The following is an 18,971-nucleotide window of genomic DNA, read 5'->3' as shown; positions in this document are numbered from 1 at the left end:
CCACTAGTCGACGCGGAGCGACACCCCTCGAGTTCACCCGATCCATACGGTCTTGACGTTGCAGAACTCTCGGATTCCGTGTGCGGCCAGTTCGCGGCCGGTCCCCGAGCGTCGGGTGCCGCCGAACGGGAGTTCCGGGTAGGAGACGGTCATCCCGTTGATGAACACCTGGCCGGCGTCGAGATCGGCGATGAACCGGTCGACCTCGGCGGCGTCGGTGGTCCACGCGTTGGACCCGAGGCCGAAGTCCGTGGCGTTCGCGATGTCGAGGGCCTCGTCGACGTCGGCGGCGCGGTACAGACCGGCGACCGGCCCGAACACCTCTTCGGTGTACATCCGCATCTCGGGGGTGATCCCGGCGATCACCGTCGGCGGGTAGTACCACCCGGGTCCGTCGAGCCGCGTTCCGCCGCACAGAGTTTCGGCCCCGCGCTCGACGGCGTCGGCGACCAGTTCCTCGACATCGGCACGGCCCTGGTCGGTGGCGAGCGGTCCGACGTCGGTGTCCGGGTCGGTCGGATCTCCGACGGTCAACGCCTTCATGGCGTCGACGAACTTCGCGGCGAACTCGTCATACACATCGGTGTGGACGATGAATCGTTTCGCGGCGATGCATGACTGCCCGTTGTTCTGCACGCGCGCGGTGACGGCGGTCGAGACGGCGGCGTCGAGGTCGGCCGACGGCATCACCACGAACGGGTCGCTGCCCCCGAGTTCGAGGACCGTGTGTTTCACCTCGTCGCCCGCGATGGCTGCGACGGACCGGCCGGCGGGCTCGCTGCCGGTCAGGGTGGCGGCGGCGACACGGGGGTCGCGCAGCACGGATTCGACTGCGCCCGCACCGATCAGGAGAGTCTGGAAGCAGCCCTCGGGGAAACCGCCGCGGCGAATCACGTCGGCGAGGTACAGCGCCGATTGAGGAACGTTCGACGCATGCTTGAGCAGCCCGACATTCCCCGCCATCAGCGCGGGCGCAGCGAAACGAACCGCCTGCCAGAGCGGGAAGTTCCACGGCATGATCGCCAGGACCACGCCGATCGGCTGGTATCGCGCGTACGCCTGACTCGCGTGGACCGCCGCGGAGTCGGCGGGCTCGTCGGCGAGCATCTCTTCGGCATTATCGGCGTAGTACCGGAACCCTTTCGCGCACTTGAGGACTTCGCCCTTCGCCGAGGCGAGGGTCTTGCCCATCTCGAGGGTCATCATCGCGGCGACGTCGTCGGCTTCGGCCTCCAACAGGTCCGCGGTGGCACGCATCCACTGGGCTCGCTGGGCGAAGGTCGTCGACCGGTAAGTCCGCGCCGTCTCGGCACCGAGCGCGAGTGCCTTCTCGATGTCGTCGTCTGATGCGGGATCGAACGTCTTGACGGTCTCGCCGGTCGCGGGATTGATGGTTGCGATCACTGTGGAACACCTCTTACTCGCGTGCGGTCTCGGTCACCTCGAGTCTGCCACTCGGGCTCGAACATGTCAGAGGCTCACGGGCGAGATCCCTAACCCGATCCGTGTAGTCGGGGTGCAGTGCGGATATGCGCGCGTTCTCCTTGTTTGCCAACCAGACTGAGGAACTCCACCGGTCCTGAGCTGGTGGCTCCGAACCAATGTGGGGTGCGGGTGTCGAACTCTGCGGCCTCGCCGGGTTCAAGAATCAGATCGTGCTCGCCGAGAACGAGCCGGAGTCTGCCGTTGAGCACGAAAGCCCAGTCGTAGCCTTCGTGGGCGCGTAGGTCGGGCTCGGCGTCGTCACGCCCCACCGGGAGGATGAACTTGTAGGCCTGGATCCCCCCGGGCCTGCGACTCAGGGGCAGAATCGTTCGGCCGTCGTTGGTGGGGATCGGGCGCAGGTTGACCCGCGGGTCGCCGGTCGGCGGTGCGTCGACGAGCTCGTCGAGAGTGACGCCATACACGCGCGCCAATGGCAGCAACTGTTCCAAGGTAGGTCGTCGGAGACCGGCCTCGAGCCTGGACAGGGTGCTGGTGGAGATGCCGGACTCCTCCGCGAGGTCGCTCAACGTGATGTCGCGCCTCAATCGCAGGTGCTTGAGTCGCGGCCCCACGGCGTTGAGTGTGCGGTCCAGAGATTCGCTCATGCCTCGACATTTCCATTTGGCAACATTGATTGCAACTTCGACTGTTGGAAGTCATTCTCATCAATAGGCGTTATCAGACCTCGCACCAGGCGAGACGAACCCGAGGAGTCAACATGGGTAACCACACAGATCTACTACGCGACGTGGTGGTCATCGGTGGCGGCGCGGCCGGCCTGAGCGCCGCGCTGACGCTGGCACGTGCGCGGCGGACGGTGACGGTCGTCGACGCCGGAGCGCCGAGGAACGCGCCCGCGGACGGTGTGCACGGGCTACTGGCGCTGGACGGTGTGAGTCCGATCGAACTTCTGGCTCGCGGCCGCGACGAATTCACCGGCTACGGCGGCGAGATCATCGCGGGCGAGGTCGTCGAGGTCTCGTGCGCGTCGTACGGGTTCCGGGTGGTACTTCGCGACGAGTCCGCCCTACTGGCCCGACGCCTGCTGATCGCCACCGGGCTGGTCGATCAGCTCCCCGACATCCCCGGCGTCCGCGACCAGTGGGGACGCGGCGTGCTGCACTGTCCGTACTGCCACGGCTGGGAGGTCCGCGATCGCAGGATCGGCGTGCTGGGCACCGATGCGATGGCGGTGCACAAAGCCGTCCTGTTCCGCCAGTGGAGTGCCGACGTCGTGTACTTCGCCCATACCCGGCAGCTCGACCCCGAGGACCGCGTCAAGCTGGACGCCCTCGGCATCGACGTCGTCGACGGTACGATCCTCCGCCTGGAGACCGTCGACGATCGCCTCACCGGGGTACGGCTCCACGACGAGACGGTCGTCCCGGTGGACGCTGTGGTGGTCTCGACACAGATGGTCGCCCGCGCCGAACTCGTTGCCGGCCTCGGCATAGAGCCAGCGTCCAATCCCGCAGGCGCGTTCATCGAGACCGACCAGTTCGGCGCCACCTCGGTGCCGGGAGTATGGGCTGCGGGCAACTCGTCCGACATCGGAGCCCAGGTCGGGGCCGCGGCGGCCGCCGGTGCGTTAGCAGCTCAGCACATCAACACGGACCTCATCATGAGGGACCTCGACGATGCCGTGAGCGCAGCGGCCACCGAAACTGGCAGCGTCGGAAGCTCCGACTCGAAGCACGCCTTCGACAACGACTATTGGGATCGGATCTGGCAAGGCGACCGCGCCGCAGCCATGGGTTCCGGTCAACCCAACCCGCATCTCGTCCGCGAGGTCGGCGGTCTGACACCTGGGACGGCACTCGAGGCGGGCTGCGGCGCCGGCGCCGAGGCGATCTGGCTCGCTGAGCGTGGCTGGCAGGTCACCGGTGCGGACATCGCCGCCGCAGCGCTTGACCGCGCCGCTGAGCGCGCCGGAGACGCTGGAGTCGCCGAGCGCGTGGAGTGGGTCCAGGCGGACCTGTCCACCTGGGCCCCCGACCAACGCTACGACCTGGTCACCACACACTATGCGCATCCAGCGATCCCGCAGCTGGAGTTCTACGACCGCCTCGCATCGTGGGTGGCCCCCGCAGGAACCCTCTTGATCGTCGGTCACCTCCACCACGACGCCGCCACCGACAGGCACCGACACGAGTCCGACGGCCCGCCCGTCTCGGCCTCAGCGACCGCGGCCACCGTCATTGCGCGCCTCGACCCCGTCCAGTGGGAGATCGTGACCGCCGAGGAGTCCCGCCGAACGGTGTCCGGCCCCGAGTGCCACGAGACCACCATTCACGACGTCGTCGTCAGGGCCTTCCGTCGTCGCTGACCTCGACCTTCGGCGCTACGCCGGCGTCAGAGCGCGACCGGCCGCCACAATGTCGGTAGATGCAGTGCCACTCCGTCGGCTTGGGCGAGGCGAGCGAGCGTCGTCATCGTGACGTCGAGGTCGTCGCCCGCGTACGGCAGCGCGCGCAGCGGCCGGTCGAGCGGACGGAAGAAGTCGTCCCAGTGGGTGCAGACGACTCGATGTGCGCCGACCGTCCGGACCGTCTCGTGCCAGAACGTCTCGATGTACTCCGGCGACTGCACACCGAGCTGCCCGATCCCGAGGTAGACCACATCGGCCGTCTGCCCGGCGAGCGCGCCCTCCGCGTATCCCGCGCTCCCGACGATCAGAAGGCGACGGTCGGATGCTCGGTGCACCACGACCGTCGACCACGCCTCGCCGCAGCGGTAGGCCGAGGCGCGCACGGGTTGGACGACCGGCGCGGTGATGTCACCCGGATAGCGGTCGGGCGGGCAGTGGTCACCGCGGATGAGCGTGACGTCGAACGCGCCGGCCGAGACCGTCGAACCGGCGTCGACGACGCGGACCCGGCCGTCGGGCAGCCCGTGCCCGACGTGGGCGACGGATGCTCCGCCGATCAGGTCCGCGCCGGTCCGCCGGGCCACGGTCGCCGAGTCGAGCGCGTGATCGAAGTGTGTGTGCACGGGGATCACCGCGTCGAGGCGCTCGACGCCGAGCCTGGTCAGTGCATCGTCGATCCGCGGCGGCGACGAGCGAAGTCTGCGCACCCCGACCGACAGCAGTGACGGCCGCGTGAAGAATCCGTCGGTCATGATCGACGAGGCCCCGTCGGTGATGAGCAGCGTCGTGACACCGGCCCACGTGATGGTCAGCGGTGCGTCGGCAGGCGCCGCGGGCAGGTCGAAGTAGCGACCGTAGTCGTCGAGGCGGGGCCTGCCGGGGCGGATGCGCATGGGGTAGATCGTAAGGGGCACCCGACCCTGGCACCCGCCGCTGTGGATACGCCCCCGCCCGTCAAGCCGTCAGCCGATCACACCGTCGTCGCGAAGCCGCCCCAGCTCGCCGGCGTCGAGCCCGAGCACCTCGGACAGGACGGCGTCAGTGTCGTGTCCCAGCGGCGCCGCGGGCACACTGCCCGAGTACTGCGAATCAAAGCGAGCCGCGGAGTTCGCAGAGATGACCTCACCGACCCCCGGCTGCACGAGCGACTCCAGGACCGGCTCGGACGCCGGATCTGCGGCGAAGTCCGCGGCCACCCCGGCCGCCGAACGGTACGGCCCCCACAGCACGCCAGCGTTCTGGAGGGCGGCGTGAACGTGCGACGTGGAGTTCTTCGCGAACCACGGCGTCAGCACCGCCTCGATGACGCCGCGATGTTCGTACCGCCCTTCGTCGGTGAAGAAGTCCGCGTGCAGCGACGCCGACAGCGCCGCGAACACCTCGGCGGTCCCAGTCGCCTCGCCGATCGCCTTCCACTGGCGCGGCGTCAATGCCACGATCATCACGCGGTCGCCGTCGGCGGTCGCGAAGTCGACGCCGAAACCCCCGTACACGTGGTTGCCGTGGCGGACGCGGTCGCCGCGCTCCGCGGCTTCGGAGAACCAGCCCATGTTGGCGACGGCGGCCATCGCGACGTCGGCCAGCGCGATCTCGACGAGCGCGCCGTGACCGGTCCGATCACGCCGCCGCAACGCGGCGAGCACCGACGAAACCACCTGCTGGCCGCACAGCAGATCCCAGGCCGGGAGCACGTGGTTCACCGGCGCGTCGGTGTACACGGGCCCGGTGAGGTCGGCGACGCCGGCCGCCCCGTTGACGGTGTAGTCGACGGCGGGCCCGCCGTCAGCGCGACCCTGCACGCGGACGGCGATCACGTCCTCGCGCCTGGCGCGGAGAGTCTCGTACGAGAACCACGAGCGTCCGACGGCGTTGTCGACGACGATGCCCGCATCAGCCCCTGGAGCGGTCGCGAGGTTCAGCAGTAGCTCACGGCCCGCGTCACTGCGCACGTCCACCGCCACTGATCGCTTGCCCCGGTTGAGGGAGTTCCAATACAGACTCTCGCCGGTGCGGTCCGACAGCGGCCACCGCCGGTAGTCGGCGTTGCCGCCCAGCGGATCGACGCGAATGACGTCGGCGCCGAGCTGCGCGAGCGCCATCCCGGCACTCGGTCCAGCGACGAAGCTCGCGAACTCGACGATGCGAACGCCATCGAGTGGTTGCGCGATCGGATCGGACACAGTCAACTCCCTGATATCTCAGATTGTGTTGCGGCAGAGGAGAGCTCTGCACGAATGGCATCGGTGTGCTCACCCAGCCCCGGCACAGATCCCGACCGGATCGGCCAGGATCGTGCGACCGCGGGTGGACGCAGCGCGGGAACATCGCCCGTCGGGGTGCCGACCTCGCGCCACCGGTCACGCGCGGCCAGCTGTGGGTGTTTCACGAGATCGTCGACGGTGTTGTACCGCGCATTGCCGATCCCGTTCGCGTCCGCCGCGGCCTGGATCTGCGCCAACGTGTGGGCTGCACACCAGTGCCCGACGACCGCGTCGACCTCCGCGCGATGCTCCACGCGCAGGCTGTTCCGGGAATAACGTTCATCGGCGGCCAGGTCAGGTCGGTCGATCATCGTGGTGAGTCGCCGCCACTCGGAATCGCTCGTGGTCCCGAGAACGGCGGTCTGGCCGTCGGCCGTCGGGTATGCCCCGTAGGGCGCGATCATCGGTGACCCCATGCCGACCGGAGTCGGCGCGGTCCCGGTGTGGATCACCTGGTTGAGCGCGAAGCCCATGTACTCGGCGACCACGTCGAGCATCGCGATCTCGATGACAGCGCCGCGCCCGGTTCGCTCCCGGTCGTACAACGCGGCCAGCACCGTCGAGTAGACGTACATCGCGGTGCCGACGTCGGCGATCGGAATGCCCGCCTTGGCCGGCGCGCCGGCCTCGCCGGTGATGGAACAGGCTCCGCCCTCCGACTGGACGAGCAGATCGTACGCACGTTTGTCGTCGAGGGGACCGCCCTTGCCATAGCCCGACACGTCGACGACGATCAACCGTTCGTGCGCTGCGGCGAGATCGTCGATTCCGAGGCCGAGACGCTCGAGTGCTCCGGGCGCGAGGTTGCTGATCAGCACATCGGCCCGGCCGATCAACCCGATCAGAACAGTCAGATCGTCCGGGTCCTTCAGGTTCAGCGCGGCTGACTCCTTGCCGTGGTTGAGCCACACGAAGTGCGCGCTGAACTCCCCGTTGACCGCAGTGTCGTAGTGCCGCGTGCTGTCCCCACCGTCCGGCCGCTCCACCTTGATGACGCGGGCGCCGAGATCGGCGAGGTGACGCGTCGCCAGCGGAGCCGAGATCGCCTGCTCCAACGAGACAACGGTGACGCCCTCAAGTGGTGCACGACGTGACGGCCCATCACTCATGGCACGGCCCCTTCTTGTCGTCGACCAACACCCGCCGTCGAATGTCGAAGCGGCGGTGGCATACATTCGATCCAGATCATATATTAAGCGAAGACGGCGCATCAGTCGCCCCAACAGCCGAGGAGGCCACGGATGTCAGAGGTCAGTCCCGAAGACTTCACCGCGATCAACGAGTCCGTCCGCGAATGGATCCGCACCCGGGTGGTCCCCCGCGAGCGCGAGATCGCCGACAACGACGCGATGCCTGACGATCTCCGCCAACAGGCGAAGGAGATGGGTCTCTTCGGATTCGCCATCCCTCAGGAGTGGGGCGGCCTCGGCCTCGACCTGGCCCAAGACGTCGAGTTGGCGATGGAACTCGGATACACATCTCTCGCCGTCCGCTCGATGTTCGGGACCAACAACGGCATCGCAGGTCAAGTGCTGGTGAACTACGGCACCGACGAGCAGAAGACCCAGTGGCTCGAGAAGATCGCCTCCGGCGAGGTCGTCGCATCGTTCGCACTCACCGAGCCCGGCGCTGGATCGAACCCCGCAGGCCTGCGGACCAAGGCCGTCGAGCAAGACAACGGCGACTGGATCCTCGACGGCGAGAAGTGCTTCATCACCAACGCCGAGTCCGCCGACCTGTTCGTCGCCTTCGCGCGCACCCGTCCGGCCGATGCGAACGGTCCCGGCATCGCCGTGTTCCTCGTTCCCGCCGACACGGCCGGTCTCACCGTCGCACCGCACGACGAGAAGATGGGCCAGCAGGGCGCATGGACGTCTAACGTCGCCTTCTCCGGAGTGCGGGTTCCCGCGTCGGCAGTCGTCGGCGGCGACGTCGACGCCGGGTACCGCGCCGCGATGACGTCACTCGCCCGCGGTCGCGTCCACATCTCCGGCCTCGCTGTCGGCGCTGCTCAACGTGCACTCGACGAGTCGCTGCGGCACGTCGCCGTCGCCACTCAGGGCGGCACCCCGATCGGCGACTTCCAACTGGTGCAAGCGCATATCGCCGACATGCAGACCGGCGTCATGGCCGGCCGCGCACTCGCGCGTGACGCCGCCGCGAAGTGGGTATCCGAGGAGGATCGTCGCATCGCGCCGTCGGCCGCGAAACTGTTTTGCACCGAGATGGTCGGGCAGGTCGCCGACAAAGCCGTCCAGGTCCACGGCGGATCGGGTTACATGCGCGAGATGCCCGTCGAACGGATCTACCGCGACGTCCGCCTCCTCCGCCTCTACGAAGGCACCAGCGAGATCCAGCGCCTCATTATCGGAGGCGGCCTCGTGAAGCAGGCGAAGAAGGAGGCGGCCAAGTGACGGCGGCGGCTACCCCGTCCACGCTCCTGTTCGTGCCCGGCGACCGCCCCGACCGGTTCGACAAGGCCGCCGAAGCGGGCGCGGACCTCGTCGTCCTGGATCTCGAGGACGCGGTCGGCGCCGACGACAAACCTGCTGCCCGACGCAACATCGCCGAATGGGCTGCCCGAAACGCGTGCGCCGTCCGGGTCAACGGCGCCCGCACCGAATGGTTCCACGACGACCTGAGGTCGCTCGTCGGCACCGGTGCCGCCGTCATGCTGCCCGAAGCCGAGAACCTTGCCGATCTCGCGATGATCAGCGATGTCCTCGGCATCGACACCGCGGTGATCGCGCTCATCGAATCGGCCCGCGGCGTGTTGGACGCCGCGGCTCTCGCGGCCGCGCCGAACGTCGTCCGTCTGGGCGTCGGGACCTTCGACCTCGCCGCACAGCTCGGCATCGACCCGCTCGACACCGAAGCCCTCCTCCCGACCCGCGGCGCACTCGTCTTGGCGTCGGCCGCCGCGCGCCTGGCCGGGCCCATTGACGGTGTCACGGCGGCAATCGACGATCCCGACCGGCTGGCCGCCGACACCACCTATGCGCGGCGCCTCGGCTTCACCGGAAAGCTGTGCATCCACCCGCGTCAGCTCGCCCCGGTCGCCTCGTCGTTCGCGCCGAGCGACGACCAGCTCGCCTGGGCGCAACGCATCGTCGACGCGTTCGATTCCCCTGCTGGTTCGTCCCCCGCTGGTTCGTCCCCCGCTGTCGCCCAGGTGGACGGCGAGATGGTCGACAAACCCGTCGTCGACCGCGCCCGCGCGATCCTCGCGCGCCGCTGACCTACCCCCTTCTAGACCCCCTCCACGCTCGTCCCCTCCACGAAAGGACACCCCATGTCTGCACTCCTCGACGGCAAGGTCGCCGTCATCACCGGCGCGGCCCAGGGCATCGGCCTGGCGATCGCTGAGAAGTTCGTCGCCGACGGTGCTCGCGTCGTCATCGGCGATATCAACGCCGACCAGGCCGCGACCGCCGCCGCGGGCCTCGGCGACACGTCCGTCGCCCGAGGCGTCGCGTGCGACGTCACCTCGGCAGCCGACGTCCAGGCGCTCATCGACGCTGCCGTCGACGCGTTCGGCGTCGTCGACGTGATGGTGAACAACGCCGGGATCACCCGGGACGCGACCATGCGCAAGATGACCGAAGACCAATTCGACCAGGTCATCGACGTCCACCTCAAAGGTGTCTGGCACGGCACGCGGGCCGCCGCCGCACACATGCGCGAACGTAAGACCGGCTCGATCATCAACCTGTCGTCTATCTCGGGCAAGGTCGGTCTGGCCGGCCAGACCAACTACTCGGCCGCCAAGGCTGGCATCGTCGGCTTGTCGAAGGCCGCCGCCAAAGAGGTCGGGTACCTCGGTGTCCGCGTCAACTGCATCCAGCCCGGCCTCATCCGCACCGCGATGACCGAAGCGATGCCCGAGCGCATCTGGGATCAGAAGATGGCCGAGATCCCCATGGGCCGCGCGGGCGAGCCGAGCGAGATCGCGAACGTCGCGACGTTCCTCGCCTCGGACCTCTCGTCCTACATGACCGGAACGGTCCTCGAAGTGACCGGCGGGCGGTACATGTAGCCATGGTCGACACTTCTACAGTCTGGGAGCCGCACACGGTCGTCACGGACGAGCTCATCGACCCGACGCCGGTCGCCGCGTTGGCGAGCATCTTCGACGACGGTCTGCCCACTCCGCTGCCGGGCGACGAGCTGCCACCGCTGTGGCACTGGGTGGCGCTGCCGCGGTGGGCGGAATCGTCCCAGCTGAGCGTCGACGGGCATCCGTTCCGCGGCTCGTTCCTACCGCCGATCGAACTTCCGCGGCGCATGTTCGCCGGTGGCAGCGTCGAGTTCCGCGCACCGCTGCACGTCGGTGACACGACACGGCGCGAATCGCGGGTGGAGTCGGTGACGGAGAAGGACGGCCGCAGCGGCAAACTCGTCCTCGTCACCGTCGCCACCACACTGCACGGCTCCGACGGCGAGCCCGCCGTGATCGAACATCAGAACCTGATCTATCGGGACTCAGCGGCACCGTCGGACGCGCGTGATCGGCCGTCTCCGGATGCCGCGTCGGCGTTCGTCCCGAGCGGCGCCCCGTTTGTCGCCCGCGACGACGGCGGCTGGGACCTGCGGACCGACCCGACACTGCTGATGCGTTTCTCGGCGGCCACCGCGAACACCCACCGGATCCACTACGACTGGCCGTACGCCACCGGAGTCGAGGGTTATCCGGGCCTCGTCGTGCACGGCCCGCTGATGTCGTTGGCGCTCGCCGAGACGCACCGGCTCTCCGGTGATTCCCGAGCGATCTCGTCTCTGTCTCACCGCAATTCGGCCCCGCTGTTCTGCGGGCAGGACGCGTGGCTTCGCTCCGAGGACTCCGATGGCGGCCGCACCGTCTCTCTCATCGGTCCGCGCGGTCTCGACGCGGGACCGCACACCAGCATCGACCTGCAGTTCGCCGACTGAACGGATCGTAATGTCACATGTCTTCGCCACTCTCGACGATGTCCGGGCCGCGCTCGGCACCGAGATCGGACCGAGCGCTCCGATCGTCGTCGAGCAGGAACGCATCAATCAGTTCGCAGACGCCACCGGGGATCACCAGTGGATCCACGTCGACCCCGAGCGTGCCGCCTCCGGCCCGTACGGGACGACGATCGCCCACGGATATCTGACGTTGTCCCTGCTTCCGTCGTTCGGCTCCGACCTCGTCTCGTTCGACTTCGGCAGCGCCCGAATCAACTACGGCGCCAACAAGGTTCGCTTCCCCGCGCCGGTTCCCGTCGGCTCGTCGCTCACCGCGACCGTCACCATCGTCGACATCGCCGAGAAGCCTGGCAGTGCGACCGTGACCGCCCGCTACACCGTCACCGTCGACGGCGCGGCCAAGCCTTCCTGCATCGCGGAGACCCTCGTCGTCATCACCGACTGACTCGCCAGTCATAGACAGATCGCGTTGCACAACGGTCGCCAGACGACCGTTGTGCAACGCGATCGGTGAATCAACCCCACATCCCCTGGGATTCGAGGAACGGAACCAGTTCGTCCGCACCGTCCATGATGTGCGCGTGCATCACCGATGCTGCTACCTCGCCGTCCCGGGCTCGCAACGCATCGAGGATCTTCGGGTGGGCCACCTCGGTGTCGTGGTTGTGTCCCTCGATGTCGTTGTAGAAGCGGTTCGGCAGCTGCTTCACGAGACCGCCGAGCACCAACGTCATCCGTGGCGACTCCGCCGCGAGGTTCACCGCTCGATGGAACTGATGGCCCAGACGCACTGTGGCCTCATCGTCTCCGGCCTGGTCCGCGCGCCGGTGCTCGGCTACCAGGTCGGTCAGCTCGGCGAGGCGTTCGTCGGTGATCGACGCTGCGGCTCGCCGGGCGAGTTCACTCGCGATCGATGCCTGCATCAAGAACATGTCCCGGATGTCGCGGCGGCTCACCTCGGCAACCCGGTAGCCCCGACGTGGCACCAGTTCGACGAACCCTTCGCCTGCGACGATCAGCAGTCCCTCCCGAACCGGCGTGTTGCTCACGCCGACCGCTTCGACGAGCGCCTCCGTGCGAAGGAACGTTCCCGGCCTGGCCTGTCCGGTCAGTATCGACTCACGGACGTACGCCGCGACGTGCTCGGACAGTTGTTGGCGACGGCCTCCCGGACCGCCCTGCTCGATCGCCGCCATCCGCACGCTCCTATTCGCTCGTCACAACTCACTCGCCATTGATTGGGCGTCTTCCGCCGGCCGGCTGGTCTACGACGCGGTCTCGAACGTTGCAGCCAGGCCCTGCCCGCCGCCGATGCACATGGTCACCAGCCCCGAACCCCCGCCGCGACGGGTCAGCTCGTGCATCAGGGTGGTCACCATGCGGACACCGGTGGCGCCGATCGGATGCCCCAGGGAGATTCCGGAGCCGTTGACGTTGAGCTTGTCGTGATCGTGCCAGCCCCACCCTTCGAGCACGGCGAGCACCTGGACTGCGAACGCCTCGTTCAGTTCGACGAGGTCGCACCGGTCGAGCAGTTCGGGCACGCTCGTGCCTGCGCGTGCGGCGAGCTTCTCGACCGCGGGGACCGGTCCGAATCCCATCCGGTCGGGCGCGCAGCCCGCCGCCGCCCAGCCGGTGAGGAAGCCGATCGGCTCCAGACCGAGCTCGTCGAGCTTGTCTTCGGCGACGATCAGGCAGCCTGCGGCGGCGTCGTTCTGCTGGCTGGCGTTGCCCGCGGTCACTGTGCCGCCCGGAGTGAGCGTCCGCAGCTTGGCGAGGGTCTCGACACTCGACTCCGGTCGGACGCCCTCGTCGCGAGTGAACTCGATCGGATCGCCCTTGCGTTGCGGCACCGACACGGGCACCACTTCGGCGTCGAATCGGCCTTCGGTCCATGCTTGTGCCGCGCGCTGATGGCTGCGCGCCGCATAGGCGTCCGCGGCCTCGCGGGTGAGACCGAAGTCGGCGGCGAGGTTCTCGGCGGTCTCGATCATCCCAGAGATCTCCCCGAACCGGTGGACCGGCTGCGACCGTTCACGGCCGCGGTCAAGCCGGTCGTACAGCACCGAGTTCCCCGCACGACTGCCCCACCGGTTGGTGGTCGAGTAGTACTCGATGCGGCTCATCGACTCGATCCCGCCGGCCAATACCACGTCGGCACCGCCGGTCTGGACCATCATCGCCGAGGTGATCAGCGACTGGAGGCCACCGCCGCAGCGGCGGTCGAGCTGCATGCCCGGCACCGAGATCGGCAGTCCGGCGTGCAGTGCGAGCCAACGGCCGACGCACGGCACCTCGGAGTTGGCGTACGACTGGGCGAACACCACGTCGTCGATGCGTTCGGGGTCGACGCCGGAACGCTCGATGACCGAGGTCACGACGCCTGCGCCGAGATCTTCCACGGGCACGTCACGCAGCGAGCCGCCGAACGTGCCGACCGGGGTGCGCAGGGGTGCGACGACCGCCGCGCGCTTCAACTGCTGGGTCACTGGCTGGCTCCTGTCGATCAGATCTTGTTCCGCGAGATGATCTGCGCGGCGATCACGTTGCGCTGGATCTCGTTCGTGCCTTCGCCGACGATCATCAGCGGCGCGTCACGGAAGTAGCGCTCCACGTCGTACTCCTTCGAGTAGCCGTAGCCGCCGTGCACACGGATCGCGTCCAAAGCGATCTGCATGGCGGTCTCCGACGCGAACAGCTTGGCCATCCCCGCCTCCATGTCGGCACGCTCACCGCGATCGAGCTTCTCCGCCGCGTCCGCGGTGAGCAGACGTGCAGCCTGCTGTTTGGTGCCCATGTCCGCGATCAAGTTGCCGACGCTCTGATGCTTCCAGATCGGTTTGCCGAACGACTCGCGCTCCTGCGCGTATTTGACGGCCGCATCGAGCGCCGCCTGGCCAACGCCCAGTGCCCGCGACGCCACCTGGATGCGCCCCATCTCCAGGCCGCGCATCATTTGGCCCCACCCCCTATCGGGTTCGCCGCCGAGCACAGCATTCGCGGGGACGTGCATCCCGTCGAACACCAGCTCACACGCTTCGACACCGCGATATCCGAGCTTGGGGAGCTTCTTCGAGATCACCAGACCGTCGCCCGGCTCCACCAAGATGACGCTCATACCCTTGTGCGTTGGCGACGCGTCACGGTCGGTGATGCACAACAGGCCAATCAGCCCCGAGTGTGCGGCGTTCGAGATCCACGTCTTGGAGCCGGTGATCGAGTATCCGCCGTCGGCCGGGGTCGCGTAGGTGCGCATGCCCTGCAGGTCGCTACCGCCGCCCGGCTCGGTGAGAGCCATAGTGGCGCGGATCTCGCCGGTGGCCATCTTCGGCAGATACTTGGTCTTCTGCTCGTCGGTGCCGAACGTCTTGACCAGATAGGTGATCACCGAGTGCCCACCGATCGCGCCCGCCAGGCTCATCCAGCCGCGGGCGAGCTCTTCGGTGACCCGCGCGAAGCATGCGGTGCTCACGTCCACGCCGCCGTGCTCGGCGGGAGCGAGGAGACCGAAGAAGCCCAGCGCCTTCATCTCTTCGATGAATTCCTCGGGGTACACGTCCGGCTCGTCGAACTCGCGGACTCGGTCACGGACACGTTGGTCGGTGAAGTCGGCGACGAGTGCCACCATGTCCTGTTCGTCTTCGGTCAATGCCATGACTCGATAGTTCCTTCCGCGGGACAGACCCCGTCAGTGTTTAGCTTAATATATGTGTTTGCCGCACGGCGACACCGTGAGGGGCCTGACGGTCACTCGCCACGCCAGTGCGGCGGCCTCTTTTCGGCGAAGGCGCGAGCCCCCTCCTGCGCGTCCGCGGAGGCAAAGATCGGGCCGACGATGCTTCGCTGCCGGTCGAACATCTCATCGGACGGCCAGTCGGCGCTGTCGCGGATGATCTGCTTGGATGCTCGTACGGCGAGCGGACCGTTCTCAGCGATCGCCCCGGCGAGTTCCAGCGCCACCTCCAGCACTGCCCCTTCGTCGGCCAGACGATTCACCAGACCGAAATGGTGGGCACGCTCAGCGTCGAGGAACTCGCCGGTCAAGGCCAACTCAAGCGCAACCGACTGCGGGATCCGCTGCGGGAGTCGCATCAGCCCACCGGCCGCGGCGACGAGACCTCGTTTGACCTCGGGAATGCCGAACTTCGCAGTACGCGCCGCCACGACGAGGTCGGCCGCGAGCACCGCCTCGCAACCACCGGCGAGAGCGTAGCCTTCGACAGCTGCTATCAGCGGCTTGTCCGGCGGGCCTCCACGAGGCCGAGGAATCCGCGGCCTTCGATCACCGGCGACTCTCCGCGCACGAACGCCTTCAGATCCATTCCTGAGCAAAAGGTTCCACCCGCGCCGGTGAGCACGCCGACCGACAGATCGTCGCGGCTGTCCAGTTCGATCATCGCCGCAGCAACACCTTCGGACACGGCGGCGTTGACCGCGTTACGTGCCGCGGGGCGATTCAGTGTCACTACCAGCACGCCGTCGTGTTCCTCGACCAGCACTTCGTCACTCATCGTCGTCACCGCGCCGTCAGGCCGCCGTCGGCGGTGACCACCGAGCCGGTCATGTACGACGCCTCCGACGATAGGAGGAAGGCGATGATCCGCGCCATCTCCTCCGGTTCGGCACGACGCCCCAGCGGAGTCGCGGCGACTGCGTTGCTCGTCACGCCTTCGACCTCTCGCGCTCGGCGCGCCAGCGGGGTGTCGACGACACCGGGGCACAGGCAGTTCGCCCGCACACCGTGCTCGGCGTAGCCGGCCGCGACCGACCGGGTGAGGCCGACGACACCGCTCTTGGACGCATCGTATCCGCAGGTGTTCGTGTTGGCAGCGACAAGCGATGCCACCGAACCAATGGTCACCACACTCGCGACATCGGCAGCCAACAGGTGCGGCATCGCCGCGCGGATGGCCAAGAACGTCCCGTTGAGGTTAACGTCGATCACCGCATGCCAGTCGTCGAGCGACATCTCGTGCGGCAAGCCGGAACGGGCGATGCCCGCACAGGTGAGCACGCCGTCGAGTCCGCCCAACTCGTTCGCCGCTGCGGCCACCGCGGCGTCGACCGACGCCGCGTCTGTCACGTCGCACTCGAACGCCGTCGCGCCATCGATGTCGGCGGCGAGCCGACGAGCGGCGTCGAGGCCTCGATCGAGGACGGCCACGGCGGCTCCTTCGTCCGACATCTGCTTGACGGCCGCCGCACCGATCCCGCCCGCTCCTCCGGTGACGAGAATCCGTCTACCCGGCAAACGCCTTCCACCCTGGAAGTGTTGGTTCCCCGTGTTCGTCGCTTCAGACATCATCACTCCGTTCAGCCGATCCGACGGCCGCAGTCGACCGGGAGGGAGACGCCGGTGACGAAACGAGCCTCGTCGGACGCCAGGTACAGGACCGCGTTACTGATGTCGACGGCTTCGACCCAACCCTGGCCGAGCACGTCGCCGCCGCGCGCGCGTTCGCGCAGATCGTCCGTCGTGGGATTCTCGAGGTCCGGACAGAACACCCGCAGCGTCGACTCACTGAACAGCATGTCGGTGGCGACGTTGCCCGGGTGGACCGCGTTCACCCGGATCTGGTGCTTGCCGAGTTCAGCGGAGAGCGTCTTCATCAGCCCGACCACACCGCTCTTGGACGCGCTGTAATGCGCGACGTTCGCGGCGCCGACCATGGTGACGACCGAGCTCGTCAGGACGATTGAGCCGCCCCGACCAGCCGAGATCAGGTGCGGCGCAGTGGCTTTCACTGTGCGCCACACGCCCGTCATGTTGATGTCGACCATGTCCTGCCATTCGACGTCAGACAGGTCCATCGTCGGACGGCATCCGCAGACGCCCGCGTTGGCACTCACGATGTCGATGCCGCCGAACGCGGCGACGCCGTCGGCGGTCACCTGGTCGAGAGCGGCCTGGTCACGGACGTCGACCTTGCGAACCATCACTCGGCGGCCGAGTTCGCGTATCAGTCTCTCCGTCTCGCGGAGGTCGTCCTCCGTCGCCATCGGATACTCCAGCGACGACACGTCTTCACACGAGTCGACGGCGATGATGTCGGCGCCCTCCTGCGCCAGGCGCACCGCATGCGCTCTACCTTGGCCTCGCGCCGCACCCGTGATGAACGCGACCTTGCCTGCTACCCGTCCCATACCGATCTCCTCCATAGTCATCAGTCCAAGCTCAGCAGGCGGGCCGGCACTGAACCGGCCATCACCCGCAAGTCCTGCTCATCGACTCCCGCGTCCCACAGGGAGTTGACGTAACCTTTCAGCCCCGCTGCCGGGTGGGGCAGCGAGTCGGTCCAGCCGTAGTCCGTCGACACGATCGCCTGATCGGCGCCGATTCGCGCGATGGCGGCGATCACCTGGTCGAACGTCGACGGCTTGCCCATGCACGTGTGGGCACAGAACTCGATGACGGCGCCGAGATCGGCGAGTTCCGCAGTCTGGTCGACCGACAGGCCCGGTCCGGCGCTCGCATGCATCGCGTGCGTGACGACCAGCCGGCCGCGCCGGCCGAATTCTCGCGCCACCGCGTAGTGCTCGTCGACTGTGATGTGGCCCGTGGCCAGCACAGCATCGTAGGCCGCGACGAGGTCCATGACCGCGCGGACCTCAGGCAGCAACTCACCATCGGGATCGAGCACGGCTATTCCCTCCGAGACGCCGAACGCAGCTGCGACGGCGGCCGGCCGGTTCGACACGGACGAGAGCGTGGGCAACCAGATCACCCGCGCGCCCGCCCGCAGCGCGGTCTCGACTGCCTGCGGATTGATGCCGCCGACCGGGTGATCGCAGCACATACCCGCGATCGAACGCACGTCTGGGACGGCCTTGTTGGCCAGATCCGCGACTGCCGTGGACGGGAACTCGTGCGCTTTGAGCACGACGGCACGCATCCCGGCAGCGAATGCCTCCTGGGCCGCCTCGATCGGATCAACGGCGTGCGGATGCTTCGCCAGCTTCTCGACGAGCGGTTCCGGGCCGAAGTGGCAGTGCATGTCGATCGCACCGTCGAAGTGGATCGGCGCCGTGCCGGAGTCGCGTGTCATTCGGCCGTGACTCCGCCGTCGACGAGAATCGCCTGACCGGTGATGTACGACGCGTCGGAGGATGCGAGGAATGCGACCACCGAGGCGATCTCCTCTGGTTCGCCGTATCGGCCGAGTGGCACGCTCAACGGCTTGGACGGGTTCCGCACGGTGCCGTCGGCCGGGACTATCGACGCGGTGTTCGCACTCAGATTGGTCTTCACCGCTCCCGGGCAGACACTGTTGACTCTGATGCCCTGCGGCGCGTACTCGACGGCCAGGGTCTGGGTCAGCATCTTCACGCCGCCCTTGGAGGCGCGGTACGGCGCAAGTCCGCCCTGCGTCGCGACGTAGGACGAGGTGGAGCCGCAGGTGATGATCGACCCGCCGCCTCGGCGCAGCAGCGAGGGCAGCACGGCCTGGACAGCGAAGAACGTGCCGTTCAGGTTGATGTCGAGAACACTCTGCCAGTCGTTGACGGACATCTCGTGGCTGTCGATCCGAGCGCCTGAGACACCGGCTCCGGTGAACAGCACGCCGATGTCACCGAAATCGTCGACCGCTGCGTCGATCACTTCGCCGATCCGTTCGCGATCTCGGACATCGGCCTCATAAGCTTGAGCGCGACCGCCAGCAGACCTGATGTCCTGGGCCGTCTGTTCGGCGGCGTCGGCGTGGAGATCGACAACGGCCACCGCGCCGCCCTCGGCAGCGAGCCGCCGCGCTGACGCTGCACCGATACCGGAACCACCGCCGGTCACCACGGCGACCTGGTTGTGCAACCTGTTCATACTGGGCCTCCTCCTCCATATTTATTCGAATGATACGCATCATTAGGATTGAGCGTCAACCATTGATCTCCATCACAATGATGCTAATAAT

18 protein-coding genes and 1 pseudogene are annotated in these 18,971 nt (G+C 67.7%); 6 read left to right on the top strand and 13 right to left on the bottom strand.

Annotation, left to right across the window (positions count from 1 at the left end):
• Positions 1-33: 33 nt before the first annotated feature.
• Together L5G28_RS03375 and L5G28_RS03370 are read right to left on the bottom strand one after the other, a co-directional pair.
• Complete coding sequence (locus L5G28_RS03375; RefSeq protein WP_237000292.1) at positions 34-1,404, bottom strand: NADP-dependent succinic semialdehyde dehydrogenase; 1,371 nt, start codon at positions 1,402-1,404, stop codon at positions 34-36.
• Positions 1,405-1,493: 89 nt separating this feature from the next.
• Positions 1,494-2,090, bottom strand: coding sequence for a helix-turn-helix domain-containing protein (locus L5G28_RS03370; RefSeq protein WP_237000291.1), 597 nt, complete (start codon positions 2,088-2,090; stop codon positions 1,494-1,496).
• 113 nt (positions 2,091-2,203) lie between these two features.
• Between L5G28_RS03370 and L5G28_RS03365 the strand changes: the two genes are divergently transcribed.
• Positions 2,204-3,811, top strand: coding sequence for an FAD-dependent oxidoreductase (locus L5G28_RS03365; RefSeq protein WP_237000290.1), 1,608 nt, complete (start codon positions 2,204-2,206; stop codon positions 3,809-3,811).
• A gap of 26 nt (positions 3,812-3,837) precedes the next feature.
• Here the strand turns inward: L5G28_RS03365 and L5G28_RS03360 are convergent, their stop codons facing one another.
• The 3 genes from L5G28_RS03360 to L5G28_RS03350 form a co-directional block, all read right to left on the bottom strand.
• Complete coding sequence (locus L5G28_RS03360) at positions 3,838-4,746, bottom strand: MBL fold metallo-hydrolase (RefSeq protein WP_237000289.1); 909 nt, start codon at positions 4,744-4,746, stop codon at positions 3,838-3,840.
• Positions 4,747-4,815: 69 nt separating this feature from the next.
• Positions 4,816-6,033 (bottom strand): CoA transferase, encoded by a 1,218-nt coding sequence (locus L5G28_RS03355; protein WP_372477155.1) that lies wholly within the window; start codon positions 6,031-6,033, stop codon positions 4,816-4,818.
• A 2-nt stretch (positions 6,034-6,035) separates the two neighbouring features.
• Positions 6,036-7,223 carry a CaiB/BaiF CoA transferase family protein gene (locus L5G28_RS03350; protein ID WP_237000287.1) on the bottom strand — a complete coding sequence of 396 codons (1,188 nt, stop codon included), beginning with the start codon at positions 7,221-7,223 and terminating at the stop codon, positions 6,036-6,038.
• 132 nt (positions 7,224-7,355) lie between these two features.
• On the opposite strand from L5G28_RS03350, the gene L5G28_RS03345 reads away from it, so the two are divergent.
• The 5 genes from L5G28_RS03345 to L5G28_RS03325 are packed head-to-tail and all read left to right on the top strand — an operon-like array spanning position 7,356 to position 11,509.
• Positions 7,356-8,528 carry an acyl-CoA dehydrogenase family protein gene (locus L5G28_RS03345; RefSeq protein ID WP_237000286.1) on the top strand — a complete coding sequence of 391 codons (1,173 nt, stop codon included), beginning with the start codon at positions 7,356-7,358 and terminating at the stop codon, positions 8,526-8,528.
• Positions 8,525-9,352: an HpcH/HpaI aldolase/citrate lyase family protein gene (locus L5G28_RS03340; protein WP_237000285.1), complete on the top strand. Its 828-nt coding sequence runs from the start codon at positions 8,525-8,527 to the stop codon at positions 9,350-9,352. The genes L5G28_RS03345 and L5G28_RS03340 overlap by 4 nt, the downstream gene beginning before the upstream one ends.
• A gap of 54 nt (positions 9,353-9,406) precedes the next feature.
• Positions 9,407-10,150, top strand: a complete 744-nt coding sequence (gene fabG, locus L5G28_RS03335; RefSeq protein ID WP_236998146.1) for a 3-oxoacyl-ACP reductase FabG — start codon at positions 9,407-9,409, stop codon at positions 10,148-10,150.
• 2 nt (positions 10,151-10,152) lie between these two features.
• The gene (locus tag L5G28_RS03330) at positions 10,153-11,043 is read left to right on the top strand and encodes an HTD2 family dehydratase (protein WP_237000284.1); all 891 of its coding nucleotides are present in this window, start codon (positions 10,153-10,155) and stop codon (positions 11,041-11,043) included.
• A 10-nt stretch (positions 11,044-11,053) separates the two neighbouring features.
• A complete protein-coding gene (locus L5G28_RS03325; RefSeq protein ID WP_236998148.1) occupies positions 11,054-11,509 on the top strand; it encodes a MaoC family dehydratase in 456 nt (151 codons plus the stop codon).
• 70 nt (positions 11,510-11,579) lie between these two features.
• On the opposite strand, the gene L5G28_RS03320 is transcribed toward L5G28_RS03325, so the two are convergent.
• From L5G28_RS03320 to L5G28_RS03285, 8 genes and pseudogenes are all read right to left on the bottom strand, one after another.
• The gene (locus tag L5G28_RS03320) at positions 11,580-12,260 is read right to left on the bottom strand and encodes a GntR family transcriptional regulator (RefSeq protein ID WP_237000283.1); all 681 of its coding nucleotides are present in this window, start codon (positions 12,258-12,260) and stop codon (positions 11,580-11,582) included.
• Between the two features lie 69 nt (positions 12,261-12,329).
• A complete protein-coding gene (locus L5G28_RS03315; RefSeq protein ID WP_237000545.1) occupies positions 12,330-13,541 on the bottom strand; it encodes an acetyl-CoA C-acetyltransferase in 1,212 nt (403 codons plus the stop codon).
• Positions 13,542-13,570: 29 nt separating this feature from the next.
• Positions 13,571-14,719, bottom strand: a complete 1,149-nt coding sequence (locus tag L5G28_RS03310; protein WP_237000282.1) for an acyl-CoA dehydrogenase family protein — start codon at positions 14,717-14,719, stop codon at positions 13,571-13,573.
• 92 nt (positions 14,720-14,811) lie between these two features.
• Positions 14,812-15,575 (bottom strand): annotated as a pseudogene (locus tag L5G28_RS03305) (crotonase/enoyl-CoA hydratase family protein).
• A 5-nt stretch (positions 15,576-15,580) separates the two neighbouring features.
• The gene (locus tag L5G28_RS03300) at positions 15,581-16,366 is read right to left on the bottom strand and encodes an SDR family NAD(P)-dependent oxidoreductase (protein WP_237000281.1); all 786 of its coding nucleotides are present in this window, start codon (positions 16,364-16,366) and stop codon (positions 15,581-15,583) included.
• An 11-nt stretch (positions 16,367-16,377) separates the two neighbouring features.
• Entirely contained in the window at positions 16,378-17,208 is an 831-nt protein-coding gene (locus tag L5G28_RS03295) for a mycofactocin-coupled SDR family oxidoreductase (protein ID WP_237000280.1), read from the bottom strand.
• A 20-nt stretch (positions 17,209-17,228) separates the two neighbouring features.
• Complete coding sequence (locus tag L5G28_RS03290; RefSeq protein WP_236998154.1) at positions 17,229-18,110, bottom strand: DUF6282 family protein; 882 nt, start codon at positions 18,108-18,110, stop codon at positions 17,229-17,231.
• Positions 18,107-18,880: an SDR family NAD(P)-dependent oxidoreductase gene (locus tag L5G28_RS03285; protein ID WP_237000279.1), complete on the bottom strand. Its 774-nt coding sequence runs from the start codon at positions 18,878-18,880 to the stop codon at positions 18,107-18,109. Before L5G28_RS03285 ends, L5G28_RS03290 begins: the two co-directional genes overlap by 4 nt.
• Positions 18,881-18,971 lie beyond the last annotated feature (91 nt).

The organism is Gordonia liuliyuniae, assembly GCF_021739025.1.
Taxonomy (GTDB): domain Bacteria; phylum Actinomycetota; class Actinomycetes; order Mycobacteriales; family Mycobacteriaceae; genus Gordonia; species Gordonia liuliyuniae.
This window is presented reverse-complemented; position numbering and strand designations above follow the sequence as displayed.